This is a genomic window from Pseudomonas syringae pv. cilantro, assembly GCF_001293775.1.
GTDB classification, from domain to species: domain Bacteria; phylum Pseudomonadota; class Gammaproteobacteria; order Pseudomonadales; family Pseudomonadaceae; genus Aquipseudomonas; species Aquipseudomonas syringae_P.
The window spans coordinates 24,115-50,478 of record NZ_LGLN01000035.1 but is presented as its reverse complement, the minus strand read 5'-3'; the positions used below and the strand labels follow the sequence as shown (position 1 = coordinate 50,478).

The 26,364-nt window shown below is 57.7% G+C and carries 21 protein-coding genes; 11 read left to right on the top strand and 10 right to left on the bottom strand.

Annotated elements, in window-relative coordinates; genetic code table 11:
- Window positions 1-215: 215 nt before the first annotated feature.
- A complete protein-coding gene (locus ABJ99_RS10815; protein ID WP_054085831.1) occupies window positions 216-473 on the top strand; it encodes a DUF1652 domain-containing protein in 258 nt (85 codons plus the stop codon).
- A 363-nt stretch (window positions 474-836) separates the two neighbouring features.
- The gene (locus tag ABJ99_RS26905) at window positions 837-1,328 is read left to right on the top strand and encodes a transposase domain-containing protein (protein WP_230081011.1); all 492 of its coding nucleotides are present in this window, start codon (window positions 837-839) and stop codon (window positions 1,326-1,328) included.
- Here the strand turns inward: ABJ99_RS26905 and ABJ99_RS10810 are convergent.
- Window positions 1,312-2,727 (bottom strand): rhamnan synthesis F family protein, encoded by a 1,416-nt coding sequence (locus tag ABJ99_RS10810; protein ID WP_054085830.1) that lies wholly within the window; start codon window positions 2,725-2,727, stop codon window positions 1,312-1,314. The two genes, ABJ99_RS26905 and ABJ99_RS10810, sit on opposite strands and share 17 nt — an antisense overlap.
- A gap of 264 nt (window positions 2,728-2,991) precedes the next feature.
- Window positions 2,992-3,471 carry a hypothetical protein gene (locus ABJ99_RS10805; RefSeq protein ID WP_054085829.1) on the bottom strand — a complete coding sequence of 160 codons (480 nt, stop codon included), beginning with the start codon at window positions 3,469-3,471 and terminating at the stop codon, window positions 2,992-2,994.
- 1,190 nt (window positions 3,472-4,661) lie between these two features.
- Here ABJ99_RS10805 and tig point away from each other — a divergent pair.
- The 6 genes from tig (at window position 4,662) to ABJ99_RS10775 (ending at window position 13,211) form a co-directional block, all read left to right on the top strand.
- Window positions 4,662-5,972 carry a trigger factor gene (tig, locus tag ABJ99_RS10800; RefSeq protein ID WP_054085828.1) on the top strand — a complete coding sequence of 437 codons (1,311 nt, stop codon included), beginning with the start codon at window positions 4,662-4,664 and terminating at the stop codon, window positions 5,970-5,972.
- 91 nt (window positions 5,973-6,063) lie between these two features.
- The gene (clpP, locus tag ABJ99_RS10795; protein WP_002552734.1) at window positions 6,064-6,705 is read left to right on the top strand and encodes an ATP-dependent Clp endopeptidase proteolytic subunit ClpP; all 642 of its coding nucleotides are present in this window, start codon (window positions 6,064-6,066) and stop codon (window positions 6,703-6,705) included.
- Window positions 6,706-6,811: 106 nt separating this feature from the next.
- Window positions 6,812-8,095 (top strand): ATP-dependent Clp protease ATP-binding subunit ClpX, encoded by a 1,284-nt coding sequence (clpX, locus tag ABJ99_RS10790; protein ID WP_002552735.1) that lies wholly within the window; start codon window positions 6,812-6,814, stop codon window positions 8,093-8,095.
- A 210-nt stretch (window positions 8,096-8,305) separates the two neighbouring features.
- Complete coding sequence (lon, locus tag ABJ99_RS10785; protein ID WP_007250321.1) at window positions 8,306-10,702, top strand: endopeptidase La; 2,397 nt, start codon at window positions 8,306-8,308, stop codon at window positions 10,700-10,702.
- 146 nt (window positions 10,703-10,848) lie between these two features.
- Window positions 10,849-11,121, top strand: coding sequence for an HU family DNA-binding protein (locus tag ABJ99_RS10780; RefSeq protein WP_004883906.1), 273 nt, complete (start codon window positions 10,849-10,851; stop codon window positions 11,119-11,121).
- A gap of 206 nt (window positions 11,122-11,327) precedes the next feature.
- A complete protein-coding gene (locus ABJ99_RS10775) occupies window positions 11,328-13,211 on the top strand; it encodes a SurA N-terminal domain-containing protein (RefSeq protein WP_054085827.1) in 1,884 nt (627 codons plus the stop codon).
- 93 nt (window positions 13,212-13,304) lie between these two features.
- On the opposite strand, the gene fabI is transcribed toward ABJ99_RS10775, so the two are convergent.
- The 8 genes from fabI to gloB all read right to left on the bottom strand — a co-directional run bounded on the left by fabI (window position 13,305) and on the right by gloB (window position 24,135).
- Window positions 13,305-14,099 (bottom strand): enoyl-ACP reductase FabI, encoded by a 795-nt coding sequence (gene fabI, locus ABJ99_RS10770; protein WP_005770759.1) that lies wholly within the window; start codon window positions 14,097-14,099, stop codon window positions 13,305-13,307.
- A gap of 24 nt (window positions 14,100-14,123) precedes the next feature.
- The gene (locus ABJ99_RS10765; RefSeq protein WP_054085826.1) at window positions 14,124-15,734 is read right to left on the bottom strand and encodes an ABC transporter ATP-binding protein; all 1,611 of its coding nucleotides are present in this window, start codon (window positions 15,732-15,734) and stop codon (window positions 14,124-14,126) included.
- 1 nt (window position 15,735) lies between these two features.
- Window positions 15,736-16,755, bottom strand: coding sequence for an ABC transporter permease (locus tag ABJ99_RS10760; RefSeq protein WP_054085825.1), 1,020 nt, complete (start codon window positions 16,753-16,755; stop codon window positions 15,736-15,738).
- A 1-nt stretch (window position 16,756) separates the two neighbouring features.
- Window positions 16,757-17,830: a microcin C ABC transporter permease YejB gene (locus ABJ99_RS10755; protein ID WP_054085824.1), complete on the bottom strand. Its 1,074-nt coding sequence runs from the start codon at window positions 17,828-17,830 to the stop codon at window positions 16,757-16,759.
- A 1-nt stretch (window position 17,831) separates the two neighbouring features.
- Window positions 17,832-19,688, bottom strand: coding sequence for an extracellular solute-binding protein (locus tag ABJ99_RS10750; protein WP_054085823.1), 1,857 nt, complete (start codon window positions 19,686-19,688; stop codon window positions 17,832-17,834).
- Window positions 19,685-21,514 (bottom strand): extracellular solute-binding protein, encoded by a 1,830-nt coding sequence (locus ABJ99_RS10745; protein ID WP_054085822.1) that lies wholly within the window; start codon window positions 21,512-21,514, stop codon window positions 19,685-19,687. Before ABJ99_RS10745 ends, ABJ99_RS10750 begins: the two co-directional genes overlap by 4 nt.
- Window positions 21,515-21,651: 137 nt before the next feature.
- Window positions 21,652-23,259: a LysM peptidoglycan-binding domain-containing protein gene (locus tag ABJ99_RS10740; RefSeq protein ID WP_054085821.1), complete on the bottom strand. Its 1,608-nt coding sequence runs from the start codon at window positions 23,257-23,259 to the stop codon at window positions 21,652-21,654.
- Between the two features lie 99 nt (window positions 23,260-23,358).
- On the bottom strand, window positions 23,359-24,135 hold the full coding sequence (gene gloB / locus ABJ99_RS10735) for a hydroxyacylglutathione hydrolase (protein ID WP_054085820.1): 777 nt from the start codon (window positions 24,133-24,135) through the stop codon (window positions 23,359-23,361).
- Window positions 24,136-24,216: 81 nt separating this feature from the next.
- Here gloB and ABJ99_RS10730 point away from each other — a divergent pair, with 81 nt between their 5' ends.
- The 3 genes from ABJ99_RS10730 to dnaQ all read left to right on the top strand — a co-directional run bounded on the left by ABJ99_RS10730 (window position 24,217) and on the right by dnaQ (window position 26,356).
- Window positions 24,217-24,981 (top strand): methyltransferase domain-containing protein, encoded by a 765-nt coding sequence (locus ABJ99_RS10730; protein WP_054085819.1) that lies wholly within the window; start codon window positions 24,217-24,219, stop codon window positions 24,979-24,981.
- A gap of 69 nt (window positions 24,982-25,050) precedes the next feature.
- On the top strand, window positions 25,051-25,503 hold the full coding sequence (rnhA, locus tag ABJ99_RS10725) for a ribonuclease HI (protein WP_007250330.1): 453 nt from the start codon (window positions 25,051-25,053) through the stop codon (window positions 25,501-25,503).
- Window positions 25,504-25,576: 73 nt separating this feature from the next.
- Window positions 25,577-26,356 carry a DNA polymerase III subunit epsilon gene (dnaQ, locus tag ABJ99_RS10720; protein ID WP_054085818.1) on the top strand — a complete coding sequence of 260 codons (780 nt, stop codon included), beginning with the start codon at window positions 25,577-25,579 and terminating at the stop codon, window positions 26,354-26,356.
- Window positions 26,357-26,364: the final 8 nt, after the last annotated feature.

Genomic DNA, 26,364 nt, shown 5'->3' with positions numbered 1-26,364 from the left:
GCGAGTTGATATTTACATTGCGAGACATGTAAATATCTCAACGCTGAACTGGCTGCAAATGAGGGGGTATAGATCCACTTGGGGGGACACGGTTTGAATAATTTAGTTAATTCAGAGCTAACAGGTGATTGCATCAGCAAAGTGTGAATTGCCGCCTACACTCCGCGAGATGTAGGTCTCAGGAATTCTCCTGGCCTGCGACAAGGATGGTCCGAATGACTTCAAACATGGATCTGAGACCTATCATTGAGGCTGCTTTTTTGCCGATGAAATGCGTATGCGATTTCGTCTCGGTAGGCTTGATGACGATCCGGATATCCAACCCGGTCACCGAGACGGAAGAGTTCACCTTCACGGGCATCGATACGACCGCACTGGTTACGATCCGCGATATTGTCGGGCTTGTACTTGAGGTGAAAGCGGAAGTGAGGCTGCGGCGCTCAGCGTTCTATCTGCATCCAAAAGGACGGTAAGCGTAGGCAGAATGAAAAAGCCCGGAGGAAGGTTGATGTCCGCGACGGGTAGCGCCCCGATAGATCGTTATGTACGATGCTCAACGTGTTAAATCAGTCTGGATCTGACCCAGCGTGATTGAATCAGTACAGCAAAAAGTACATTGACTTCGAATCTTTATGCTGAGCCCCCACCAGGCAGGCGTTTTGGACGTTAATTTGGTTCCCTCCGTCCGCACCAGATACACTTTCGCCGGGTTCCACTGAGAACCGCGAAAGCCAAGAGAAGCCCGCCTGGCGCGCAGCGCTGTTCACGTAAGGGTTGTTGACTAATCCTCAGGCAGCAGGAAAATCCGGAATCTGATTATGGATTCCGGATTTTTTATGTCTGTCGCTCAGGATTTAGGCGCTGTCCTGGACTTTGCTGAGCAGCCTCTCTCACGCCTCGACGTCTTTACTGATCACATTCCGCAAGAGTGGATCAGCGCTGCCGCAACTTTGGCGGAGAAGGCGACCATCCGGCATCGACGCCTGCCCTCTGACATGGTGCTCTGGTTAGTTGTCGGGACGGCGCTTTCTAGAGGCGAGCCGATCGTCTGGGTCGCGCGCCGACTCAATATCTGTGCCGCCCTGATGAATGCCCCACATCATCGCCAATGCAGCCATCAGCCCTTACCGCAAGGGAGAAATCCCTTTGGCCAAGGACTTTATCGAAGGCTGCTCCGCTTAAGTAAACAGCATTGCGCCTCGTGCGGGCTTTTTGTTGTGTCGGATTTCTTCGCGGTCACGTATCGACTCTGGCTGGACCGACGCAGGTCGCGGGCACAATTAGGTTCTGTGCCTCGGCCAGCGCATGGCGTTATTCGTATTCGTTGAGCTGGGGAATGAGCGAGGTGTCGTAAGAAGCTGCGCTCAACGTTGCTTTTATATGCTGCCGGTTCTGCTGGATGGCGTTTTTAACCACTTCAAACTTCAGGAAGGGGAACCCTTCGGTCAGCAATTCTTCCCATTTGAAAATGGTGGCATTGTTTTCTCCCGCTTCCTGGAAAATACAGTCCGTCTCAAGCCCGGATGCTTGAAGTCTGCTGGTAAAGGTTATTTCGTAATCGCGAATGACTTTGCTCTTGTCATTATGATTGATCACCGTTGACCAGAAGTCTTTGAATGCTGTCGACTGAATGGCTTTCTCGCGAAACACCAGAAAGAAGCTTTGCAGGTGTCGAGCATGTTCAATGTTTTCAACCAGTCCGATGACGTCAGCAGTGCTGGAGCGGATTTTTCTCATGAGCTCTGGCCCGCCAATTCCGACAGGGCCGATGATGCTGTCATTGGTCAGGGTGATTTCTTTGCAGTTCTGCATCCAGCTGTTTGCTTTGATGACGTGTGCCCATGCCGCAAAATCAAACCCGGTGTTTTGCCTGGTAGCAATGTTCGAGCAGGCGCTCGCCAGGTTTTCTGGTATCACCACGTCGCTGACATCAGAGGCCACTATCAAAAATACCGACAGTCCGGCGCTGGCAAGTTCTGTTGCGTAGTGGTTTACATGCGGTTTTATCTGCCCATCAGCGCTGTGCGTGATCAGCAATGCAATGCGTTCGGCGGGTGCTGATGTTTTAAGCACATTCAGAGTCGCTGATTCTACTTTCTCATCCCATCGGAGAGGTTCGGCCCGCTGCAGAGGAACGCCGGCTTGCATGCCGGTTTCCAGATAGTGCTTCAGTGGGTTTCCAGAACAGTCTGTAGCTTCTATGTAAGCAGCGGCGTCGAACCTGGGCGACGGATTCAAACCCTCATGGCCGTGCTTGATGAAATGTGCCAAGGGTTCTTCGAGGCCGATTTTATCCTTGTATTTTGTTGAATAATATTCAGGTTCAAAGAAAGGGTTTGGCTCATGCCCTAAGCGACTGCCTGTCTCCGAGTAATGAAACAGACAGTTCTTATGGTGTGATTTGGACTCGGGATGGCAATCCATGTACCAGTCGGAGCGGAAGAAAAGGCTGGCCCATCGGCCCTCGGCGCATCCGCTTGACAGAAAGTGCTCGACCGGATCAAGGCCGGCGTTTGCTACGTCCTGGTACTGGCTCAGATAAAATTCAGAATCAAAAATACCGAGGTTGAGCAATTGCTTTTTTTCTACGGAAATATCCTGGTATCTGCGCCCCTCGGCGTGGCCGTAATCCAGATAGTGCTGTGCTGGATGCAGGCCTGTCGAGGCAAGATCGGGGTTCAGGCGCAAGTATTCTGCTGCAGAAAAATCAAAAGGGAGGAACTTCATAAACACTCCTTTGGCTGTAAATGTGTTATCGGAAGCTACACATGCCGTACCGGGCTTTGCAAGGCGTGCAGGGTGCAGGTGGTGATGAAGTGGCCTGACAAATGAATATCCTGACCTGCTGTCGAAGGTATTGTCAGCAGGCGAGGCAGCCCGTGCAGTCGAAAGAACAAGCTCGTTAGTGCGCTTGCAACGGCTCGGAAAATTGAGCTGCGCAGTACGGGCTTTCTGCCGCGTTGATTTCAAGGTTGGCAGTAACGTTTCTGGTTATTCGATAACAAGCAAAACCCTGGTTTGGCAAAGAGTGGAGGAGTTCGCCCCTGGGATCTCGATAACTACGCTGTAACCTCCGGACTCCAGCGACGACAAATCCGCCTTGAACGAAAAGCCCGATTTCAATAGCTTTTCATTATTGAATGCCTTTATCAGGTCTGGGCGATCAATGATGGTCGGGTTCTTGAACGTGGCTGGGGTTCCTTTGTAGCCGGTCAGGCGAAGTCTGATTTCCTTCGGAGCGTCCTGGTTGGCCGTATCGAAGGCCCATCCGTTGAATTCCGCAATGCCTCGAGGAACATAAATACTTGTCCCTCTTTTTCCGGCAATTGAGTCAATAGCGCATTTGTCGGATGAGTAATAATTAGTCTTGGTGGTTGCTGCGTTTCCCGGGTTCCCTTCTTTTTCATTGCATCCCGTAAGTGTTGCTGAGGTGATCGCGAGAAAAGTAAGTGCAGCAATCATCTTGTACATGGTTTTTCCTGGGGAATGGCACGGTATATAGGGATGGATTTCTTGAAGACTCAAAGGTTCGGAAGTGCTGCCGGTGCGACGCGAGAAGTGTGCGACTCATCGCTAAGTGAAACCTTCGTACATGCTGCTGAAAGCGGCGGAATCAGGGGGCGGATTATGGAGTGGATGACCGCGCAGTACAAGGGCGCAGCAGGGCCTTGGCGGCGGCGCTGGCTCTGGTCGGGCGTTCTTTCTGAGTGGTCATGGGGTAGGTGTCTGGGAAGGTCGCTCTAGTCGAACATCGCGTCACCGGCGCTATGCAGCGCCCTGCATGTTTCAAACGAGGCCATTTAATAGTGCGCACGAACGTCTTGGTGATGCGGTCTTGATACGGATGAAATGATATTTCTGCGACTATTAATATTTCTTTAGTAAGCGCGTTTTGCAGAGGTCAGGTCGCAAACTTTTGCCTTTGAGATTGCGCTACGCTTCTACAGTCTGCGGTGTATGGGCTGCGGCGTTCAGCGAGTATAAAGTTGGCTCGACTGTTAAGCGTCCCTTGAGCGGGGAGGTGATTGATTGCGTACCGGGGTTGTACTCGACACTGACCTGCCGATGGCGGCTTGCTGAACTTATCCGTATGAAAAAATGTCAGCCCCGTCAAATGCTTGCAATGGGTGGCGCGCCTCGGCCACGTTGTGTACGATGCGCGCCGGGCTGGATCAGGCTGGAAGCTGCCCGGCGGATCGAATCAGTCGCGCAAAAGTGCATCGATTCCAGGCTTCGAGGCTGAAGCTTTGCATGGCAGGTCGCTGGAGATTCTTTCGCACTCTCCTTTCGCCATGACACATGTGATTGCGAGTGAAAGCCCGGGTTGCGAGAAAGGCCGCTTTGAGCGGTTTTTTTGTTTCAGCGTATTCGCTCTACCGTCTCGCTGGTCGGCTGGTTTTTCGCCGTCGGTCGAGTGGGGCGTGCTACGTGGACGGAGTCGGTCGTCTCCGGTGCTGATGCTTCCTTATATAGAAGCCGTGCCAGACGCGTCGCCGAGGGTGCAGGGCTTTTTTCTTCCTTGCACCGCAGTGCTCCGCTTTCGTCCTATAAACCCACCCTTTTTCAGTAGGGTGACTTCTTGAGTATGACCCACTAGAATGCATGCCCTTGATTCTGGGGTCGGAAACGGCCGGCTAACGTCTGTGCAACGAGGAATATCCATGCAAGTTTCTGTTGAAAACACTTCCGCTCTTGAGCGCCGCATGACCATTGGCGTGCCCGCCGAACGCATCGAGACTGAAGTCAACAAGCGTCTGCAGCAGACCGCGCGCAAAGCCAAGATCCCGGGCTTCCGCCCAGGCAAAGTGCCGATGAGCGTCATCCGTCAGCGTTACGAAGACGGTGCGCGTCAGGAAGCGCTGGGCGATCTGATTCAGGCGACCTTCTACGAAGCTGTGGTCGAGCAAAAGCTGAACCCGGCCGGCGCGCCTGCTGTAGAACCAAAGTCCTTTGAGAAAGGCAAAGATCTGGAATACGTGGCTACTTTCGAAGTATTCCCGGAATTCACCGTCGCCGGTTTCGATGCCATCGCGGTAGAGCGTCTGTCCGCCGACGTGGCTGACAGCGATCTGGACAACATGCTGGAAGTGCTGCGCAAGCAGAACGTTCGCTTCGAAGTCACCGATCGCGCCGCTCAGAACGAAGATCAGTTGAACATCGATTTCGTGGGCAAGGTCGACGGCGAAGTTTTCGCTGGCGGTTCTGCCACTGCAACCCAGCTGGTTCTGGGTTCCGGCCGCATGATCCCGGGCTTCGAAGAAGGTCTGGTCGGCGCGAAGGCCGGTGAAGAGCGCGTTCTGAACGTGACCTTCCCTGAGGACTATCAGAACCTCGAGCTGGCTGGTAAAGCCGCCGAGTTCACCGTGACCGTCAATACCGTTTCCGAGCCAAAGCTGCCTGAGCTGAACGAAGAGTTCTTCAAGCAGTTCGGTATCAAGGAAACCGGCATCGAAGGCTTCCGCGCTGAAGTTCGCAAGAACATGGAGCGCGAGCTGCGTCAGGCGATCAAGTCCAAGGTCAAGAATCAGGTGATGGACGGTCTGCTGGCTGCCAACCCGATCGAAGTGCCTAAAGCGCTGCTGGAAAACGAAGTCAATCGTCTGCGCGTTCAGGCCGTTCAGCAGTTTGGTGGCAACATCAAGCCTGACCAGCTGCCGGCCGAGCTGTTCGAAGAGCAAGCCAAGCGTCGCGTCGAGCTGGGCCTGATCGTTGCCGAGGTGGTCAAGCAGTTCGACCTCAAGCCTGATGACGCTCGCGTACGCGAGATGATCCAGGAAATGGCTTCCGCTTATCAGGAGCCAGAGCAGGTTGTGGCTTGGTACTACAAGAACGAGCAGCAAATGAACGAAGTACGTTCTGTTGTGCTTGAAGAGCAAGTTGTAGATACTGTTTTGCAGAAAGCTAGCGTGACCGACAAATCGGTCTCCTACGAAGAAGCTGTCAAGCCGGTGGAAGCTCCAAAAGCCGACTGATTTCTCTTTTCGTGCGAAAACACCCACAAGCCAGCCTTCGCGCTGGCTTGTGCGTATTCAAGACTCGACTATTTGGGAGTGAATGCAGGACATGTCCCGCAATTCTTATATTCAGCAGAACTCTGACATCCAGGCCGCTGGCGGCCTGGTCCCGATGGTTATCGAGCAGTCCGCCCGTGGCGAACGCGCCTATGACATCTATTCGCGCCTTCTCAAGGAGCGAGTCATCTTTATGGTTGGTCCGGTAGAGGATTACATGGCCAACCTTATCGCGGCGCAACTGCTTTTCCTTGAAGCGGAAAACCCGGACAAGGATATCCATCTCTACATCAACTCACCGGGCGGTTCGGTGACTGCAGGCATGTCGATCTACGACACCATGCAGTTCATCAAGCCCGACGTTTCGACCATCTGTATCGGTCAGGCGTGCAGCATGGGTGCCTTCCTGCTGGCAGGTGGTGCTGAAGGCAAGCGTCATTGCCTGCCCAACTCGCGGATGATGATTCACCAGCCGCTGGGCGGTTTCCAGGGCCAGGCGTCGGACATCGACATCCATGCCAAGGAAATCCTGCACATCCGTCACCGTCTGAACTCGTTGCTGGCGCACCACACTGGTCAGAGCCTCGAAACCATCGAGCGCGACACCGAGCGTGACAACTTCATGAGCGCAGAGCGCGCGGCTGAATACGGCCTCATCGACTCCGTGATCAACAAGCGTCAAATGCCTGCCTAAGCGGCTCAAAATGTAGGGGGTCGGCACAACCGACCGCCTGCGGACTTGAAAAAGCCCGCAAGAGCCTTCATCTTGTGTTGCAAGCCTACCGGATTGGATCGATCGAATGACTGACACCCGCAACGGCGAGGACAACGGCAAATTGCTCTATTGCTCCTTCTGTGGCAAAAGCCAGCATGAAGTGCGCAAATTGATTGCCGGCCCCTCGGTCTTTATCTGCGACGAGTGCGTCGACCTGTGCAATGACATCATCCGCGAGGAGGTGCAGGAAGCTCAGGCCGAAAGCAGCGCGCATAAATTGCCTTCGCCTAAAGAAATCAGCGGCATCCTTGACCAGTACGTAATCGGTCAGGAACGTGCCAAAAAGGTTCTCGCAGTAGCGGTGTACAACCACTACAAGCGTCTGAACCAGCGTGACAAGAAAAACGACGATGTCGAGCTCGGCAAGAGCAACATCCTGCTGATCGGCCCGACGGGTTCCGGCAAGACGCTGTTGGCCGAAACGCTGGCTCGTCTGCTCAATGTCCCGTTCACCATCGCTGACGCCACCACCCTGACCGAAGCCGGTTACGTGGGTGAGGACGTCGAAAACATTATCCAGAAGCTGTTGCAGAAATGCGATTACGATGTCGAGAAGGCCCAGATGGGTATTGTCTACATTGATGAAATCGACAAGATTTCGCGCAAATCCGACAACCCTTCGATCACTCGTGACGTGTCCGGCGAAGGCGTGCAACAAGCCTTGCTGAAACTGATCGAGGGCACCGTGGCTTCCGTGCCTCCTCAAGGCGGGCGCAAGCACCCACAGCAGGAATTCCTGCAAGTGGACACGCGTAACATCCTCTTTATCTGCGGTGGCGCCTTCTCGGGCCTGGAAAAGGTCATTCAGAACCGTTCCACCCGTGGCGGCATCGGCTTCAACGCTGAAGTTCGCAGCAAGGAGGAGGGCAAGAAGGTGGGCGAGTCCCTGCGTGAAGTCGAACCTGACGATCTGGTCAAGTTCGGTCTGATCCCGGAATTCGTGGGCCGTCTGCCGGTGCTTGCAACGCTCGACGAACTGGATGAGGCTGCTTTGATCCAGATCCTTACCGAGCCGAAGAACGCGCTGACCAAGCAGTACGCCAAGCTGTTCGAGATGGAAGGTGTGGACCTCGAGTTCCGTACCGATGCGCTGAAATCGGTTGCCCGTCGTGCGCTGGAGCGCAAGACCGGTGCCCGTGGTCTGCGTTCGATTCTCGAAGGCGTGCTGCTCGACACCATGTACGAGATCCCGTCGCAAAGCGACGTGAGCAAGGTGGTGATCGACGAAAGCGTGATCGATGGAACATCCAAGCCGTTGCTGATCTACGAAAACAGCGAGCCGCCCGCCAAGGTTGCTCCTGACGCGTAAACCACGGTTGTGAGTTTGCGTGTGAAGTGACACGAAAGGGGGCCTTTGAGGTCCCCTTTTGCATTTTTAGCCAGTTCATTCGTCTTGTATGAAGAATCTGATCTTGGCGGGTAGCCTCACTAGAGCTTGTTTTTTTTGAACGCTACCCCCATCTTGGCTTCAAGCTAATTCCATCTGTCCCGGCCGATTGGCCGCTGTAGAGGCGAAATCATGAAGACCACTATTGAATTGCCTCTTTTGCCATTGCGTGATGTCGTGGTTTATCCGCATATGGTTATCCCGCTGTTCGTGGGGCGCGAGAAGTCTATCGAAGCCCTTGAAGCGGCAATGACAGGCGACAAGCAGATCCTGCTGCTCGCGCAAAGAAACCCGGCTGACGACGACCCTGACGAAAAGGCGTTGTACAGCGTAGGGACCATTGCCACTGTCCTGCAGTTGCTCAAACTGCCCGACGGCACCGTCAAGGTGCTGGTAGAGGGCGAGCAGCGCGGTTCGGTCGAGCGTTTCATCGAAGTCGATGGCCATTACCGTGCCGATGTCGCGCTGATCGACGAAGTCGACGCGCCGGATCGTGAATCCGAAGTGTTCGTACGCAGCCTGCTCGCTCAATTCGAGCAATACGTACAGCTTGGTAAGAAGGTTCCTGCAGAGGTCCTGTCGTCGCTTAACAGCATCGACGAGCCCGGTCGCCTGGTAGATACCATGGCGGCGCACATGGCGCTTAAGATCGAGCAGAAGCAGGAAATCCTCGAGATTATCGACCTGTCGGCCCGTGTCGAGCACGTGCTGGCCCTGCTGGACGCTGAAATCGACCTGTTGCAGGTTGAAAAACGCATTCGCGGTCGTGTCAAAAAACAAATGGAGCGCAGCCAGCGCGAGTACTACCTGAATGAGCAGATGAAGGCCATTCAGAAAGAGCTGGGCGATGGCGACGAAGGCCATAACGAAATCGAAGAGCTGAAAAAGCGCATTGATGCTGCCGGTCTGCCCAAAGACGCGCTGACCAAGGCGACCGCCGAGCTGAACAAGCTCAAGCAGATGTCGCCGATGTCTGCCGAAGCGACCGTGGTGCGCACCTACATCGACTGGCTGGTGCAAGTGCCGTGGAAGGCGCAGAGCAAAGTGCGCCTCGACCTGGCGCGTGCCGAGGCGATTCTCGACGCCGATCACTACGGTCTCGACGAGGTCAAAGAGCGCATCCTCGAATACCTTGCAGTGCAGAAGCGCGTGAAGAAAATTCGCGGTCCTGTGCTGTGCCTGGTCGGGCCACCTGGCGTCGGTAAAACCTCGCTGGCGGAGTCTATTGCCAGTGCGACCAATCGCAAATTCGTGCGCATGGCCCTCGGTGGCGTGCGCGATGAAGCGGAAATTCGTGGTCATCGCCGTACGTACATCGGTTCGATGCCAGGAAGATTGATACAAAAGATGACAAAGGTGGGCGTCCGCAACCCGTTGTTCCTGCTTGACGAAATCGACAAGATGGGCAGCGATATGCGTGGCGATCCGGCCTCGGCGCTGCTTGAGGTGCTTGACCCCGAGCAGAACCATAATTTCAACGATCACTACCTGGAAGTCGACTACGACCTCTCGGACGTGATGTTCCTCTGCACCTCGAACTCGATGAACATCCCGCCAGCGTTGCTGGACCGGATGGAAGTCATTCGGTTGCCGGGCTACACCGAAGACGAAAAGATCAACATCGCCGTCAAGTACCTTTCGCCCAAGCAGATTCAGGCGAACGGCCTGAAGAAGGGCGAGATCCAGTTCGACGAGGAAGCGATCCGCGACATCATCCGCTATTACACCCGTGAAGCGGGCGTGCGCGGGCTTGAGCGGCAGATTGCGAAGGTCTGCCGCAAGGCAGTCAAAGAACACACGATGGAAAAACGTTTCTCCGTGCACGTCACGGCAGAGATGCTCGAGCATTTCCTGGGGGTGCGCAAATTCCGCTATGGCCTTGCCGAGCAGCAGGATCAGATCGGTCAGGTTACCGGGCTGGCGTGGACGCAGGTGGGCGGCGAATTGTTGACCATCGAAGCGGCTGTCGTATCGGGCAAGGGCCAGTTGATCAAGACCGGTTCGCTGGGCGATGTGATGGTCGAGTCCATCACTGCAGCGCAGACCGTGGTACGCAGCAGGGCCCGCAGTCTGGGCATTCCAGCCGATTTCCACGAGAAGCACGACACGCATATTCACATGCCTGAGGGGGCGACTCCGAAGGACGGTCCGAGTGCCGGCGTGGGGATGTGCACAGCACTGGTATCGGCGCTTACACAGATTCCGGTGCGTGCGGATGTGGCAATGACCGGTGAAATCACCTTGCGCGGACAAGTGCTGGCGATTGGTGGTTTGAAGGAAAAACTGCTGGCGGCGCATCGCGGCGGCATCAAGACAGTGATCATTCCGGAAGAAAATGTACGCGATTTGAAGGAGATTCCTGACAACATCAAACAGGATCTGCAGATCAAGCCCGTTAAATGGATTGACGAAGTCCTGCAAATTGCGCTGCAATACGCGCCGGAGCCGTTGCCGGAAACAGCAACCGATCTGGTTGCAAAGGACGAAAAACGCGAGACTGACTCTAAGGACAGAATTAGCACGCATTAAGACTGGACAGGCTTCCTTGACAGCTTTTTAGAGCCCTTGTTATAAAGCGGCTCTTTAAAGCAAGCACCAGCAAGCCTTCCTGCGCTCGTTTTGCTTAACACCTAAAACTTAGAAACGTACTCAAAATAGAGATAAGGGGACTTAGAGTGAACAAGTCGGAACTGATTGATGCTATCGCTGCATCTGCTGATATCCCGAAAGCTGCTGCTGGCCGTGCGCTGGACGCAGTGATCGAATCCGTCACTGGCGCTCTGAAGGCTGGCGACTCGGTTGTTTTGGTTGGCTTTGGTACGTTCTCCGTTACTGATCGTCCTGCTCGCACCGGTCGCAATCCTCAGACCGGTAAAACGCTGGAAATCGCTGCTGCTAAAAAACCAGGTTTCAAAGCCGGTAAAGCCCTCAAAGAAGCTGTCAACTAAGCCTCTCGATGCCTTTGCCCGCTGGGTCTGACCAGGTCTGATCCAGTAGCGGAGCGGTGGTGCATTCGGTTGCAACACCGAAGGGTTCGAGCCCTCCCGCTCCGTCAGTTACGAGAAGGCGCATCCTCGGATGCGCCTTTCTTCTATCCGCTTTCTACCCACGCTCCGCGGTTGGTTAGTCAGTACCACCGTTTTGAGGGACGCAAATGCTGCAGAACATCAGGGACAATTCACAAGGCTGGATTGCCAAGACCATTATCGGAATCATCATCGCGTTGATGGCCTTCACCGGCATCGAGGCGTTGTTTACCGCCACCAGCAACAAGCAGAACGCAGCTGAGGTCAACGGTGAGGACATCTCTCAAAGCGAGTTGAGCCAGGCCGTTGACATGCAGCGTCGTCAGTTGGCTCAACAGCTCTCGCAGCAGTTGGGCAAGGATTTCGATCCTGCCATGCTCGATGAAAAGCTGCTGCGTGAATCGGCGCTCAAAGGCCTGATCGATCGCAAGCTGCTGCTGCAAGGTGCAGCGGACGCCAAGTTCTCGTTTTCCGAAGCGGCGCTGGATCAGCAACTGTTGCAGACGCCTGAATTTCAGGTCGATGGCAAGTTCAGCGCCGACCGCTTCGATCAGGTTATTCGTCAGCTCGGTTACAGCCGTCTGCAGTTCCGCCAGATGCTGGGCCAGGAAATGCTCATCGGTCAGGTGCGCGCAGGTGTTGCGGGCAGTGCCTTCGTAACCGACGCACAGGTTGAAGCCTTTGCCCGTCTGGAAAAACAGACGCGGGATTTCGCTTCGCTGACTCTGCCGGCCGATCCGGCGGCAGTGAAAGTGACCGACGATGAAGTCAAGGCTCACTACGACCAGCATGCCAAAGAGTTCATGAGCCCTGAGCAAGTCGTGCTTGATTACATCGAGTTGAAGAAATCGTCTTTCTTCGACAAGGTTCAGGTCAAGGACGAGGATTTGCAGGCGGCGTATCAGAAAGAGATCGCCAACCTCGCCGAGCAGCGTCGTGCAGCGCACATTCTGATCGAAGTGAACGACAAGCTGAACGAAGAGCAGGCCAAGGCGAAAATTGAAGAAATTCAGCAGCGTCTGGCCAAGGGTGAGGACTTCGCGGCGCTGGCCAAGGAATACTCGCAGGACCCTGGCTCGTCGAACAAGGGCGGTGATCTGGGCTACGCGGGCAAAGGCGTTTACGACCCGGCTTTTGAAGACGCGCTGTATGCGTTGAACAAGGACCAGGTTTCGCAGCCGGTACGCACCGACTTCGGCTGGCACCTGATCAAGTTGCTGGGCGTTGAAGCACCGTCGGTGCCGACCTTCGCCAGCCTCAAGGACAAGCTGACCAACGACCTCAAGTCGCAGCAGGTCGAGCAGAAGTTCGTCGAAGTGACCAAGCAGCTGGAAGATTCGGCATTCGAATCGTCCGACCTGAATCAGCCGGCTCAGGATCTGGGTCTCAAGGTTCAGACCACTGCGCCATTTGGTCGTGAAGGCGGTGAAGGCCTGACGGCCAACCGTGCTGTCATCCAGGCGGCATTCAGCCCGGAAGTGCTGGAAGAAGGCTCCAACAGCAACACGCTGGAGCTGGACCCGGAAACGGTCGTGGTCGTCCGTGCCAAAGAGCATCTGCAACCGCAACAGCTGCCACTTGAAAGCGTTGCCAGCTCGATTCGCGCGCAACTCGTCAAGGAGCATGCTTCGGCGGCGGCCAAGGCCAAGGGCGAAGCACTGCTGGCCGGTCTGCGCGAGGGCAAGATTCCGTTGGCTGCCAAGCAGGCAGGTCAGGACTGGAAAGTCATGGAAGCGGTCACTCGCAGCCAGGAAGGGGTTGACCCTCAGGTCCTGCAGACGCTGTTCCGCATGCCCAAGCCGAATGGCAAGGACAAGCCGGAATTCGCCAGCATTACTGCAGCGGATGGCAGCTTCGTGATTGTCCGTCTCAATGGTGTGAATCAGGCAACCGCGCCGACTGACGCAGAAAAGGCGCAATATCGCCGTTTCCTCGCATCGCGTGCCGGTCAGCAGGATTTCGCAGCGTACCGTGCACAGTTGGAAAGCAAGGCGAAGATCGAGAAGTTCTAAGCTCGAAACCCGCGCAAAAAGAAGGCCGCTCAGTGAGCGGCCTTCTTTTTGAGTGCCGGAAAGTGCCGCTCGCGGGGAGCGGCGCTTGCCGTCTTACTCGTCCATGCTGCCCATCGCGGTGGTGTTGAAACCGCCGTCGACGTACATGATCTCACCGCTGATGCCCGACGCCAGGTCCGAGCACAGGAACGCGCCGGCATTGCCGACTTCGTCGATGGTCACGTTGCGGCGCAGAGGGGTCTGCGCTTCGTTGGCTGCCAGCATCTTGCGGAAGTTCTTGATGCCCGAAGCAGCCAGGGTGCGGATCGGACCTGCCGACACTGCGTTGACACGTGTGCCTTCCGGGCCGAGGCTGCCAGCCAGGTAACGAACGCCGGCTTCCAGGCTGGCCTTGGCCATGCCCATGACGTTGTAGTTGGGCATGGTGCGCTCTGCGCCCAGGTAAGACAGGGTCAGCAGGCTGCCATTGCGGCCTTTCATCATTTCGCGACCAGCCTTGGCCAGGGCAACGAAGCTGTAGGCGCTGATGTCGTGCGCGATGCGGAAACCTTCGCGGGTGGTGGCGTTGGTGAAGTCGCCATCGAGCTGGTCGCCCGGAGCGAAGCCGACCGAGTGAACGATCACGTCCAGGCCGTCCCACTTCTTGCTCAGCTCTTCAAAGACCTTGTTGATCTCTTCGTCGCTGGCCACATCGCAAGGGAAGCACAGCTCAGGGCCTGAACCCCAGCCTGCGGCGAACTCTTCGACGCGACCTTTGAGTTTGTCGTTCTGGTAGGTGAAAGCGAGTTCAGCACCTTCACGATGCATGGCGGCGGCGATACCGGATGCGATGGACAGTTTACTGGCGACACCGACGATCAGGACGCGCTTACCGGCGAGAAAACCCATGTGTTGTTCCTCTTCAGGTTCAGGTTAATCGACAGCTATGGGGGCCAGAAAGGCGGCCTCCAGCAGCTGCTGTGTATAAGGATGTTGCGGTGCGGCGAAGATTTCCTGCGCGGCACCCTGTTCGACCACTTGGCCTTGCTTGACCACCATCAACTGGTGGCTCAGCGCTTTGACGACAGCCAGGTCATGGCTGATGAACAAATACGTCAGGTTGTACTTGGTTTGCAGCGAACGAAGCAGCTCGACTACCTGGCGCTGCACTGTCCGGTCGAGGGCCGACGTCGGCTCGTCCAGCAGAATCAGCTCCGGCTTCAACACCAGTGCCCGGGCAATGGCGATCCGCTGACGTTGACCACCGGAGAACTCGTGGGGGTAGCGGTGCCGGGTATCCGGGTCCAGACCTACTTCCCTGAGCGCTTCGATGATCGCTGTCTGTTGCTCGTCAGCCGTGCCCATGCCATGGATGCGCAGGCCTTCGCCGACGATTTCCCCCACCGACATACGCGGACTCAAGCTGCCGAACGGGTCCTGGAAAACCACCTGCATCTGCCTGCGCAGCGGACGAATCTGCTGTTGCGACAGGGAGTCTAGCGGGTTGCCTTTGAAACGTATGGTGCCCTGGCTGCCGATCAGTCTGAGAATCGCCAGCCCCAGCGTCGATTTGCCCGATCCGCTCTCACCCACGATACCCAGCGTCTGGCCCTGAGGCAGGCTGAAGCGAATGCCGTCGACCGCCTTGACGTGATCGACGGTGCGCTTGAGCAGGCCCTTCTTGATCGGGAACCAGACTTTCAGGTCCTCGACTTCGAGCAGCGGAGGACCGGCCGGGTTGGTCGAAGGACCGCCGCTGGGCTCCGCGCTGAGCAGAACTTTGGTGTACGGGTGCTGCGGCGAACGGAACAATTCTTCGCACGATGCCTGTTCGACGATGCAACCTCGCTGCATGACACATACTCGGTTGGCTATTTGCCTGACGACGTTCAAATCATGGCTGATCAGCAGCAGTGCCATGCCCAGTCGCGCCTGCAAATGCTTGAGCAGTTCAAGGATTTTCAGCTGCACCGTGACGTCCAGTGCAGTGGTCGGTTCATCGGCAATCAGCAGCTCGGGCTCGTTGGCCAGCGCCATGGCGATCATCACACGCTGACGCTGGCCGCCTGACAGCTCGTGTGGCAGGGCTTTGAGTCGTTTGCGGGGCTCAGGGATGCCGACCAGCTCGAGAAGCTCCAGCGTACGTTCAGTGGCCGCCTTGCCGGTCAGTCCCTTGTGCAGGCCCAGCACTTCGTTGATCTGTTTTTCGACCGAATGCAGCGGATTCAGCGAGGTCATTGGCTCCTGAAAGATCATGGCAATGCGGTTGCCACGGATCGAACGGAGTGTCTTCTCTTCGACGGTCAGCAGGTCTTCATCCGCATAGCGAATGGTGCCGCTCGGGTGGCTGGCGATCGGGTAGGGCAGCAGACGCAGAATCGAATGCGCGGTGACGGATTTGCCCGAGCCGCTTTCGCCCACCAGTGCCAGGGTTTCGCCGCGGCGAATGTCGAAGCTGATGTTCTCGACTACCCGCTGCCGCGATTCGCCCGTCACGAACTCGACCGCCAGATCGCGGACTTCGATCAGATTGTCATTGTTCATCTTATTTCCTTGGGTCGAATGCATCGCGGGCGGACTCACCGATGAATACCAGCAGGCTCAGCATAATGGCCAGCACCGCGAAGGCACTGATGCCCAGCCACGGCGCCTGCAGATTGGATTTGCCCTGCGCCACCAGTTCGCCCAGCGACGGCGAGCCGGCTGGCAAGCCGAAGCCGAGGAAATCCAGGGCGGTCAGCGTGCCGATGGCGCCGGTCAGAATGAACGGCAGAAAGGTCATGGTCGAGACCATCGCGTTGGGCAGAATGTGACGGAACATGATCGCGCCATTTTCCATGCCCAGCGCCCGTGCAGCACGCACGTATTCCAGATTGCGGCCGCGCAGGAACTCGGCGCGCGCCACGTCGACCAGACTCATCCACGAGAACAGCAGCATGATGCCCAACAGCCACCAGAAGTTGGGCTGGACGAAGCTTGCCAGAATGATCAGCAGGTAGAGCACCGGCAGGCCGGACCAGACTTCCAGAAAACGCTGGCCCAGCAAGTCGACCCAGCCGCCATAGAAGCCCTGCAAGGCACCGGCGATCACGCCGATGATCGAGCTGAGAATGGTCAGGGTCAGGGCGAACAGCACGGAGATCCGGAAGCCGTAGATGACCCGCGCCAATACGTCGCGGCCCTGATCGTCGGTGCCCAGCAGGTTCTCTCGCGACGGCGGGGCAGGGGCAGGGACCTTCAGGTCATAGTTGATGCTCTGGTAGCTGAACGGAATCGGTGCCCACAAGGTCCAGCCGTCTTTCGCTGCGAGCAGTTCCTTGATGTAAGGGCTCTTGTAATTGGCTTCCAGTGGAAACTCGCCACCAAAGGTGGTTTCCGGGTAACGCTCGAACACCGGGAAGTACCAGTGGCCATCATAGCGCACGGCCAGCGGTTTATCGTTGGCGATCAGCTCGGCGCCCAGGCTCAGGCCAAACAGGATGAGGAACAGCCACAACGACCACCAGCCACGTCGGTTGGCCTTGAAGCGTTCGAAGCGGCGGCGATTGAGAGGAGACAGCTTCATATCAATGCTTCCTGCTTTCAAAGTCGATGCGCGGGTCAACCAGGGTGTAGGTGATGTCGCCGATCAGCTTCACCACCAGCCCCAGCAGGGTGAAGATGAACAACGTGCCGAACACTACCGGGTAGTCGCGGTTGATCGCAGCCTCAAAGCTCATCAGGCCCAGGCCGTCCAGCGAGAAGATCACTTCCACCAGCAGCGAACCGGTAAAGAAGATGCCGATGAACGCCGACGGGAAACCGGCAATCACCAGCAGCATGGCGTTGCGGAACACATGACCGTAAAGCACCTTGTGATTGCTCAGGCCCTTGGCTTTGGCGGTGGTGACGTACTGTTTGCTGATCTCGTCGAGAAAGCTGTTCTTGGTCAGCAGGGTCATGGTGGCGAAGTTGCCGATTACCAAGGCTGTGACCGGCAGCACCAGGTGCCAGAAGTAGTCGAAGATCTTGCCCGGCGTGCTCAGTTCCTCGTAGTTGTTCGAGGTCAGCCCGCGCAACGGGAACCAGTTGAAATAGCTGCCACCGGCAAACATCACGATCAATAGAATCGCGAACAGGAACGCCGGAATGGCATAGCCGACGATGATCGCCGAACTGGTCCAGACGTCGAACTGGCTGCCGTGCCGGGTGGCCTTGGCGATCCCCAGCGGGATCGACACCAGGTACATGATCAGCGTGCTCCATAGCCCGAGGGAAATAGACACCGGCATCTTCTCGACAATCAGGTCGATGACCTTGGCATCCCGAAAGAAGCTGTCGCCGAAATCCAGCGTGGCGTAGTTCTTGATCATGATCCACAGGCGTTCCGGTGCCGACTTGTCGAAACCGTACATGCGTTCGATTTCCTTGATCAACGCCGGGTCCAGGCCCTGCGCGCCGCGATAGTTGGAGCCCGCCACCGAGACTTCTGCGCCTCCACCGGCAATCCGGCTGGTGGCCCCGTCGAAGCCTTCGATCTTGGCAATCATCTGTTCCACCGGCCCGCCGGGGGCCGCCTGGATGATGACAAAGTTGATGATCAGGATGCCGAGCAGGGTCGGGATGATCAGCAGCAGCCGTCGCAGAATATAAGCCAGCATGTTATTGCTCCGCGTTCGCAGGCTTGGCCTGATCAGAGGCTGACGGGGTTGCGGTCACCGGCTTGACGTCCGGCTTCACCCACCAGGTCATCAGGCCGATATCCGACAGCGCTTTGGCCTTGGGGTGATCGAGGTGGTTCCAGTAAGCCACCCGCCAGGTCTTGATGTGCCAGTTGGGGGCCACATAGAAACCCCACAGCAATACCCGGTCAAGGGCCTTGGTGTAAGTGATCAGGCTGGCGCGGGAGTCGGCGTTGATCAGGCCATTCACCAGCGTATCGACGGCAGGGTCCTTGAGGCCCATAAAGTTGCGGCTGCCCGGATTATCGGCGCTGGATGAATCGAAATACACGCGCTGCTCGTTGCCGGGCGAGCTGGACTGCGGATAGCCAGTGACGATCATGTCGTAGTCGCGTGAGCGCAGGCGGTTGATGTATTGCGACACGTCCGCCCGGCGAATCACCAGTTCGATGCCCAGATCACTCAGGTTGCGCTTGTAGGGCAGCAGAATGCGCTCGAACTCGGTCTGCGCGATCAGGAACTCCAGCTTCACCGGGTTGCCCTGCGTATCGACCATTTTGTCGTTGACCACTTTCCAGCCGGCTTCCTGCAATAACTGAAAGGCGCGGCGCTGTTGCGGGCGGATCATGCCGCTGCCGTCGGTGACCGGCAACTGGAAGGGTTCGGTGAATACCCGGTCCGGAATCTTGCCGCGCAACGGTTCGAGGATTTTCAGTTCCTCGGCAGACGGCAGGCCGCTGGAGGCCATTTCCGAGTTGTCGAAATAACTCTTGGTGCGGCTGTAGGCGCCATTGAACAGTTGTTTGTTGGTCCATTCGAAATCGAGCAGCAGGGTCAACGCTTCACGTACCCGCACGTCCTGAAAGACCGGTTTGCGCAGATTGAACACGAAACCCTGCATGCCGGTCGGGTTGCCGTTGGGCAGCTCTTCCTTGATCAATCGGCCGTCCTTGACGGCCGGTGTGTCGTAAGCGGTTGCCCAATTCTTGGCGCTGGTCTCTATCCAGTAATCGAACTGCCCGGCCTTGCCGGCTTCCAGCGCGACGGTGTTGTCGCGGTAATAGTCAGTGGTCAGCACGTCGAAATTGTAAAAGCCCTTGTTGATGGGCAGGTCTTTGCCCCAGTAATCCTTGACCCGTTCGTAGCGCACCGAGCGTCCGGCTTTGACATCGACCACCTTGTACGGTCCGCTGCCCAGCGGGAATTCCAGGTTGCCCTTGCTGAAGTCGCGCTCCGCCCAGAAATGCTTTGGCAGCACCGGCAACTGGCCGAGGATCAGTGGCATCTCACGGCTGCCCTTGTGCTTGAACTTGAACAGCACCCGCAGCGGGTCTTCGACGACGACCTGATCGACGTCGGCGTAGTAGCCCTTGTACATGGGCGAGCCATGTTCCATCAGGGTCTTGAAACTGAATTCGACATCTTCGGCGCGGATCGGGTGGCCGTCATGAAAGCGCGCTTCAGGGCGTAGATAGAAACGCACCCAGCTGTTGTCCGGGGCCTTTTCGATTTTTCCGGCCACCAGCCCGTATTCGCTGAACGGTTCATCCAGGCTTGCCCGGGCCAGGGTGTCGTAGATCAGGCCGATGTCTTCCGCTGCCACGCCTTTGTTGATAAACGGATTGAGGCTGTCGAAGCCGCCGAAGCCCGCTTGCCGGAACGTGCCGCCCTTAGGCGCATCCGGGTTGACGTAGTCGAAATGTTTGAAGTCGGCCGGGTATTTTGGCGCTTCGTCGTACAGGGTAACGGCATGCTGCGGCGCAGCCTGCACCGCGCAGGCCAGGCTGGCCAGCAGCAGTGCAGCTGCCTGAGAGCGCAGAGAGTGCAATCGGTTCATCGTGGCTTCTCCAGAGTCTTGAGCCACCACGCGCGCAGCCCCAGGGTATAGGGCGGGGTAGTGACCATGGCGAATCGGTTGCGATAGGCAAGCCGGTGATTGTTCAGGTACCAGTTGGGAATGCTGTAGTGCTGGGACAGCAGCACGCGGTCCAGCGCACGGGCGGCGGCGACTTGCTCATCGCGGGTCTGTGCGGCCAGCAGTTTGTTCAGCAGCGCATCGACCACCGGGTTGGCGATACCTGCGTAGTTCTTGCTGCCGTTGATCGTGGCCTGGCTGGAGTGAAAGTACTGCCACTGCTCAAGGCCGGGGCTGAGCGTCTGTTGCAGGGTCATGAGAATCATGTCGAAGTCGAAACGGTCCAGACGCTGCTTGTATTGCGCGCGATCCACAGTGCGCAGGCCGGCATCGATGCCCAGGCGGCGCAGGTCTTCGATGTAGGGTTGCAGGATGCGTTCAAGGTTGGGGTTGACCAGCAGAATCTCGAAACGCAGCGGCTGCTTTTCAGCGTTGAGCAAACCGCGATCGGTCAGTGTCCAGCCTGCATCGGTCAGCAGCGTGAGGGCTTTGCGCAGCGTTTCGCGCGGGATGCCGCCGCCGTCGGTCTTCGACGGCGTAAACGGCTGCTTAAACAGGCTGGCGGGCAGTTGATCGCGGTAAACCGCCAGCAGCAGCCATTCGGCGCCGGTCGGCAGGCCCGTTGCGGAAAACTCGCTGTTGGGGTAGTAGCTGGTCGAGCGGTCATAGGCGCCGCTGAACAGCGTGCGGTTGGTCCATTCGAAGTTGAACAGCAGGCCCAGGGCTTCACGTACCCGGATATCGGCGAATGCGGCACGCCGGGTGTTCATGAACAGGCCTTGGGTCTGGGTCGGTATCCGGTGCGGGATCTGCGCCTTGATCACCTCACCGTTGGCGACCGCCGGAAAGTTGTAGCCCGTCGCCCAGTTTTTGGCCTGATGTTCGATGTAGATATCGAACTCGCCGGCTTTGAAGGCCTCGAACGCCACGTCGCTGTCGCGGTAGAACTCCACTTCGACGCGGTCGAAATTATATTTGCCGCGATTGACCGCCAGGTCCTTGCCCCAGTAATCCTTGACGCGCTCGAACACCAGCTGGCGTCCGGGCTGGACGCGGGTAATGCGATACGGGCCACTGCCCAGCGGCGGTTCGAAGGTGGTGGCCTTGAAATCGCGGTCTTTCCAGTAATGCTGGGGCAGTACCGGCATTTCGCCCAGACGCAGGATCAGCAGCGGGTTGCCGGAGCGCTTGAAGACAAAACGGATGCGATGCCGGTTGAGAATGTCGACGCGCTGCACTTCCTGCAAGGCGGTGCGGTATTGGGGGTGACCGTCCTTGAGCAATGTCCGGTAGGAAAACGCCACGTCGTAGGCCGTGATCGGTTTGCCATCATGAAAGTGTGCCTGCGGACGGAGGTTGAATACCACCCAGCTACGGTTTTCGCTGTATTCCACCGACTGGGCGATCAGACCGTAGCTGGAAGTCGGCTCATCGCCGGACGGGTCGTACTGGCCGGTACCGACCATCAACGGCTCGTTGAGCTCGTTGACGCCGTATTGCAGGAAATTTCCCGTTGAAACCGGGCTACTGCCCTTGAAGGTGTAAGGGTTGAGCGTGTCGAATGTGCCGAATGCCATCATTCGCAAGGTGCCACCTTTCGGCGCCTCGGGATTGACCCAGTCGAAATGGGTGAAGCTCGCCGGGTACTTGAGCACGCCAAACTGCGCATAACCATGGCTTTCGGTTATGGCTGCGTTGGCGCAGAAGCTCAAGGCCAGACTGACGATTAGCAGGAAGGGACGTGGCACGATCCAGGCGACTTGGGCTTTCGGGTCGCTAACAGTAACAGCTTGTCCTTGCAGGAAAAAGACTGCAGGCGAGGGCATTGCAACGAGTGCGAATGCCGCTCGCCCCGAGCTGATTCGAGGGCAAGCGGCCGATGTCATCAATGCGGCAGGTAGACGGTCAGGGTCTGACCGGGCTTGAGGGCCTGGCCGCTGCGTGGATTCCAGCGCTTGAGATGTTGCATCTCGACGTTGAAGCGCTTGGCAACCAGGTACATCGAGTCGCCTTTCTGAATCTTGTATTGCATGGACTTCTTGTCACCGTCCTTTGTACTGGCGCTGGCAACGGCTTTGCTGCTGACTTTGCTGGCACTCTTGCTGGTGGTGTCCTGCATGACCAGTGTCTGACCAATGCTGAGTTTTTTGCCTGACAGCTTGTTCCAGCGTTGCAGGTCCTCGACGTCAACCTTGTTGGCCTGGGCGATGGTGGTCAGGTTGTCTCCGCTGCGGACCTTGTAACTGCGCGTGCGTGATGGCTTGTCGTTGCTGGCCAGTGCTTCAAACACCGGCTGCGAGGTTTCCATTCCCGGTCTGACCGGAATACTCAGTGACTGACCGACTTTCAGACGATTGCCTGCCAGCTTGTTGTTGCCCTTCAGCGAACTGACCGTGACCTGATAACGGCTGGCCAGACTTTCGAGCGTATCGCCTCGGCGCACCCGGTAAGGCTGCCAGGCGACCAGCTCTTCCTGTTTCATGGTCGACAGGCTGGCCGTCAGCAGTTGCGCCTTGGACGTCGGCACCAGCAAATGCTGAGGCCCGTCGATGGTCAGGCGCTTCTTGTAGGCCGGATTGAGCTGGATCAATTCGTCTTCGTCGATGTCGGCAGCGCTGGCGACCTTGGACAGATCAACGCGCTTGTTGAGCTCGACCACTTCGAAATACGGCTGGTTGGCAATCGGATTGAGGTTGACGCCATAGGCCTCTGGCGAAAGCACGACCTGTGACAGGGCCAGCAGTTTTGGCACATAGTCACGGGTTTCCTGCGGCAGCGGCAGGTTCCAGTAGTCGGTCGGCAGGTTGAGCTTGTCGTTGCGCTCGATGGCACGGCTGACCGTGCCTTCGCCCGCGTTGTAAGCGGCCAGAGCCAGCAGCCAGTCGCCGTTGAACATGTCATGCAGACGGGTCAGGTAATCCAGTGCGGCAACGGTCGAGGCCTGAATGTCGCGTCGTCCGTCATAAAAACTGGTCTGGCGCAGGTTGAAGTAGCGCCCGGTAGACGGGATGAACTGCCACAGGCCAACGGCCTGGCTGCGGGACACCGCCATCGGGTTGTAGGCGCTTTCGATCACCGGGAGCAGGGCCAGCTCCAGCGGCATGTTGCGTTCTTCAAGGCGCTCGACGATGTAATGCATATACAGGCTGCCGCGTTCGCCAGCGTTTTCCAGAAAGGAAGGGTTGTTGGCGAACCACAGGCGCTGCTGGTCGATACGAGGGTTTTGATCGTTGCCTTGCTGCAATTGAAAGCCCTGGCGCATGCGCTCCCAGACATCCTGGGGCGGCGCCAGCGGGGTTGCGGGCTTGTGGGTCAGGAAAATCGGTTTTTGCTTGATTCCGGCGGCCAGGTTCGGCGTGCGGTGACTGCCGGCAGGGTCGACGCTGGCGGTGCTCTGGCAACCGGCCAGAAGTGCACTCGCGGTGACGGCCATGGCCTGAGCCAACCGAGTCAATGCGTCCGAATGTGAAGGCTTGCTGATAGATGACGACATTGTTCGGGGGGTACATCCAGACGAAAATGTCGGGCGATTCTAGGAAGCAGCCCGCCGCCGGTCAACCATTCAGAATTTTATTGCGGTTTCACGGTCGCTTCAGAACTTATCTTTCCAGGCCCTCAAGCAAGCAAAGACCGCACTTTGCGAGGTGTTTTGCGCGCCGTTCCGTTCGTCCGCTTTTTCTTTAACGGATGTTTCATGGGTGCGCAGGAACGGGTTCGTGCGTTTTTCCAGGCCCAGTGTGGACGGCAGGCTGATGCGGTTTTCGGCACGCAGGCGGGTAACTTCCGCCAGGCGTTCGGTGATATCCCGGTTGTCCGGTTCGACCGCCTGAGCAAAGCGCAGGTTGCTCAGTGTGTATTCGTGAGCGCAGTAGATCGACGTGCTGTCCGGCAACCCGGCCAAGCGTTGCAGCGAGTCATGCATCTGCTGCGGTGTGCCTTCGAACAGGCGTCCGCAGCCTGCGGCAAACAGGGTGTCACCGCTGAACAGCAGCGGTGTCGTGGCAGCTTCATGATAGAACGCGATGTGGCCCAGCGTATGGCCGGGCACGGCATGTACCACAAACTCGAGCCCGAGCACGTTCAGCCGGTCATGGTCGGCCAGTGCCACGTCACGTGCCGGAATGTTTTCCGTGGCCGGGCCATGCACACGTGCCTGAGTGACCTGCTTGAGCTGCACCACGCCACCGACGTGGTCGTTGTGGTGGTGAGTGCAGGATGTCGGTGAGCCCATACTCCGGATGCTCGCCAGCCAGTCCAGGACCGGTTGCGCGTCGCCCGGGTCGACCACCGCGCAGCGCTGGCTCGAAAGGTCTTGTAACAACCATATGTAGTTGTCATTGAAAGCGGGAAGGGCGTGTATCTGTATCATGGCGCAGTTCGCATAGCGGCGGACAATGGTGCATCTTAGAGTCAGTTGCCGCTGTAGGCGAGCACCTCTGGAGGAGAACTCATGACCGATGAAGCGTTCGCTCAGGCTGATCCTGAGTGGCTTGCATTGATCCGCGCTGCCCGTGAATGGCTTTTAGGGCCACTGGGGCAGCTTCTGCTTGAAGAGGAGCGCCGGGTGCTCGACGAAGAACTCGGGCGTTATTTCGGCGGCTATCTGGTGCATTACGGACCGTCGGCGGAGGCGCCGCCGGTCGCGCCGCAAGTGCAGCGCAACGTCAGGCTCGGCGCACCGCTGCCGGGTGTCGAGATTGTCTGTGAAGAACAGGCCTGGCCCTTGAGCGAGCACGCGGCCGATGTGGTGGTGTTGCAGCATGGTCTGGATTTCTGTCTGTCGCCCCACGGCCTGCTGCGTGAAGCCGCCAGCAGCGTGCGCCCTGGTGGGCATTTGCTGATCATCGGGATCAACCCCTGGAGCGCCTGGGGAGTGCGGCACGTTTTTGCGCGTGACGCGCTGCGCAAGGCCCGCTGCATTTCGCCTTCGCGGGTTGGCGACTGGCTTAATCTGCTGGGCTTCGCGCTGGAGAAACGGCGCTTTGGATGCTATCGTCCGCCCCTTGCTTCAGCAGCATGGCAGTCACGCTTGGCAGGTCTCGAAAGCCTCGGCGACGGACGTCAGAGCCCCGGTGGCGGCTTCTATCTTCTGGTTGCGCGCAAGCTGGTGGTGGGGCTGCGGCCCGTGCGTCAGGTGCGCCGCGACCCGATCGGCAAGCTGATTCCCATGCCGATGGCCAAGGTCAGTCGCAAGGCTCTGGATCCGCAGCCCTGAGGATAGAGCGCAAGCCCCGACGGCTGCGCGTGTCCTGCAACGAAGCCCATCATTGTGGAAAAGATTGTAATGAGTGATAGCGTTGAACTCTTCACCGACGGCGCCTGTAAAGGCAATCCCGGTCCCGGCGGCTGGGGAGCCCTGCTGGTATGCAAAGGGGTCGAGAAAGAACTGTGGGGCGGCGAAGCCAATACCACCAACAACCGCATGGAGCTGACTGGCGCCATTCGCGGGCTCGAAGAGCTCAAGCGTCCCTGTGAAGTCACGCTGGTCACCGACTCGCAATACGTCATGAAAGGCATCACCGAATGGATGCCCAACTGGAAGAAGCGCGGCTGGAAAACAGCCGCCAAGGAACCAGTCAAGAATGCCGACCTCTGGCAACTGCTGGATGAGCAGGTCAGCCGTCATACCGTCAAATGGCAGTGGGTGCGCGGTCACATCGGCCACCCCGGCAACGAGCGTGCCGACCAGCTTGCCAACCGGGGTGTGGACGAAGTGCGCGGCATCAAACACGGCTGACCCCTGTCGTGGTTGCAGGCTTGCAGTGGCTGCGACGTGCTAAGATCGCGGCCTGTAGATGAGGCAAGAGTCAATGGCAGTGCAAAACCTGGATAACAGATCGATCGTACTCGATACCGAGACCACCGGTATGCCGGTCACCGACGGCCACCGCATCATCGAGATCGGTTGTGTCGAGTTGATTGGCCGTCGCCTGACCGGGCGGCATTTTCACGTGTATCTGCAACCCGACCGTGAAAGTGACGAAGGCGCAATCGGCGTTCACGGCATCACCAATGAGTTTCTGGTCGGCAAGCCCCGGTTTGCCGAAGTCGCCGACGAGTTCTTCGAGTTCATCAAGGGCGCGCAGCTGATCATTCATAACGCGGCGTTCGACGTTGGCTTCATCAACAACGAATTCGCGTTGATGGGCGCACAGGACAAGGCGGACATCACCCGCCACTGCTCGATTCTCGACACGCTGATGATGGCCCGCGAGCGCCATCCAGGTCAGCGCAACAGCCTCGATGCGCTGTGCAAACGCTACGGCGTCGACAACTCGGGCCGCGAACTGCACGGCGCGTTGCTCGACTCCGAGATTCTGGCGGAAGTCTATCTGGCCATGACGGGCGGGCAGACCAGCCTGTCGCTGGCCGGTAATGCGTCTGACGGTAATGGTTCGGGCGAGGGCGGCAGCAGTCGTGGCAGTGAAATTCGCCGGTTGCCAGCGGATCGTCAGCCCTGTCGCGTCATTCGTGCCAGTGAAAGTGAACTGGCCGAGCACGAAGTGCGTATGAACACGATCGCCAAGGCTTGCGGCGCACCTGCGCTATGGGTTCAGATGCTGGAAGCCGAGGCGCAGGCCTCTTCCTGACTGTAATC

What these genes read in the sequence shown, in the direction of transcription:
- ABJ99_RS10815 (WP_054085831.1), top strand. Translation starts at nt 216, where the DNA reads ATGACTTCAAACATGGATCTGAGACCTATCATTGAGGCTGCTTTTTTG.
- ABJ99_RS26905 (WP_230081011.1), top strand. Translation starts at nt 837, where the DNA reads ATGTCTGTCGCTCAGGATTTAGGCGCTGTCCTGGACTTTGCTGAGCAG.
- ABJ99_RS10810 (WP_054085830.1), bottom strand. Translation starts at nt 2,727, where the DNA reads ATGAAGTTCCTCCCTTTTGATTTTTCTGCAGCAGAATACTTGCGCCTG.
- ABJ99_RS10805 (WP_054085829.1), bottom strand. Translation starts at nt 3,471, where the DNA reads ATGTACAAGATGATTGCTGCACTTACTTTTCTCGCGATCACCTCAGCA.
- tig (WP_054085828.1), top strand. Translation starts at nt 4,662, where the DNA reads ATGCAAGTTTCTGTTGAAAACACTTCCGCTCTTGAGCGCCGCATGACC.
- clpP (WP_002552734.1), top strand. Translation starts at nt 6,064, where the DNA reads ATGTCCCGCAATTCTTATATTCAGCAGAACTCTGACATCCAGGCCGCT.
- clpX (WP_002552735.1), top strand. Translation starts at nt 6,812, where the DNA reads ATGACTGACACCCGCAACGGCGAGGACAACGGCAAATTGCTCTATTGC.
- lon (WP_007250321.1), top strand. Translation starts at nt 8,306, where the DNA reads ATGAAGACCACTATTGAATTGCCTCTTTTGCCATTGCGTGATGTCGTG.
- ABJ99_RS10775 (WP_054085827.1), top strand. Translation starts at nt 11,328, where the DNA reads ATGCTGCAGAACATCAGGGACAATTCACAAGGCTGGATTGCCAAGACC.
- fabI (WP_005770759.1), bottom strand. Translation starts at nt 14,099, where the DNA reads ATGGGTTTTCTCGCCGGTAAGCGCGTCCTGATCGTCGGTGTCGCCAGT.
- ABJ99_RS10765 (WP_054085826.1), bottom strand. Translation starts at nt 15,734, where the DNA reads ATGAACAATGACAATCTGATCGAAGTCCGCGATCTGGCGGTCGAGTTC.
- ABJ99_RS10760 (WP_054085825.1), bottom strand. Translation starts at nt 16,755, where the DNA reads ATGAAGCTGTCTCCTCTCAATCGCCGCCGCTTCGAACGCTTCAAGGCC.
- ABJ99_RS10755 (WP_054085824.1), bottom strand. Translation starts at nt 17,830, where the DNA reads ATGCTGGCTTATATTCTGCGACGGCTGCTGCTGATCATCCCGACCCTG.
- ABJ99_RS10750 (WP_054085823.1), bottom strand. Translation starts at nt 19,688, where the DNA reads ATGAACCGATTGCACTCTCTGCGCTCTCAGGCAGCTGCACTGCTGCTG.
- ABJ99_RS10740 (WP_054085821.1), bottom strand. Translation starts at nt 23,259, where the DNA reads ATGTCGTCATCTATCAGCAAGCCTTCACATTCGGACGCATTGACTCGG.
- gloB (WP_054085820.1), bottom strand. Translation starts at nt 24,135, where the DNA reads ATGATACAGATACACGCCCTTCCCGCTTTCAATGACAACTACATATGG.
- ABJ99_RS10730 (WP_054085819.1), top strand. Translation starts at nt 24,217, where the DNA reads ATGACCGATGAAGCGTTCGCTCAGGCTGATCCTGAGTGGCTTGCATTG.
- rnhA (WP_007250330.1), top strand. Translation starts at nt 25,051, where the DNA reads ATGAGTGATAGCGTTGAACTCTTCACCGACGGCGCCTGTAAAGGCAAT.
- dnaQ (WP_054085818.1), top strand. Translation starts at nt 25,577, where the DNA reads ATGGCAGTGCAAAACCTGGATAACAGATCGATCGTACTCGATACCGAG.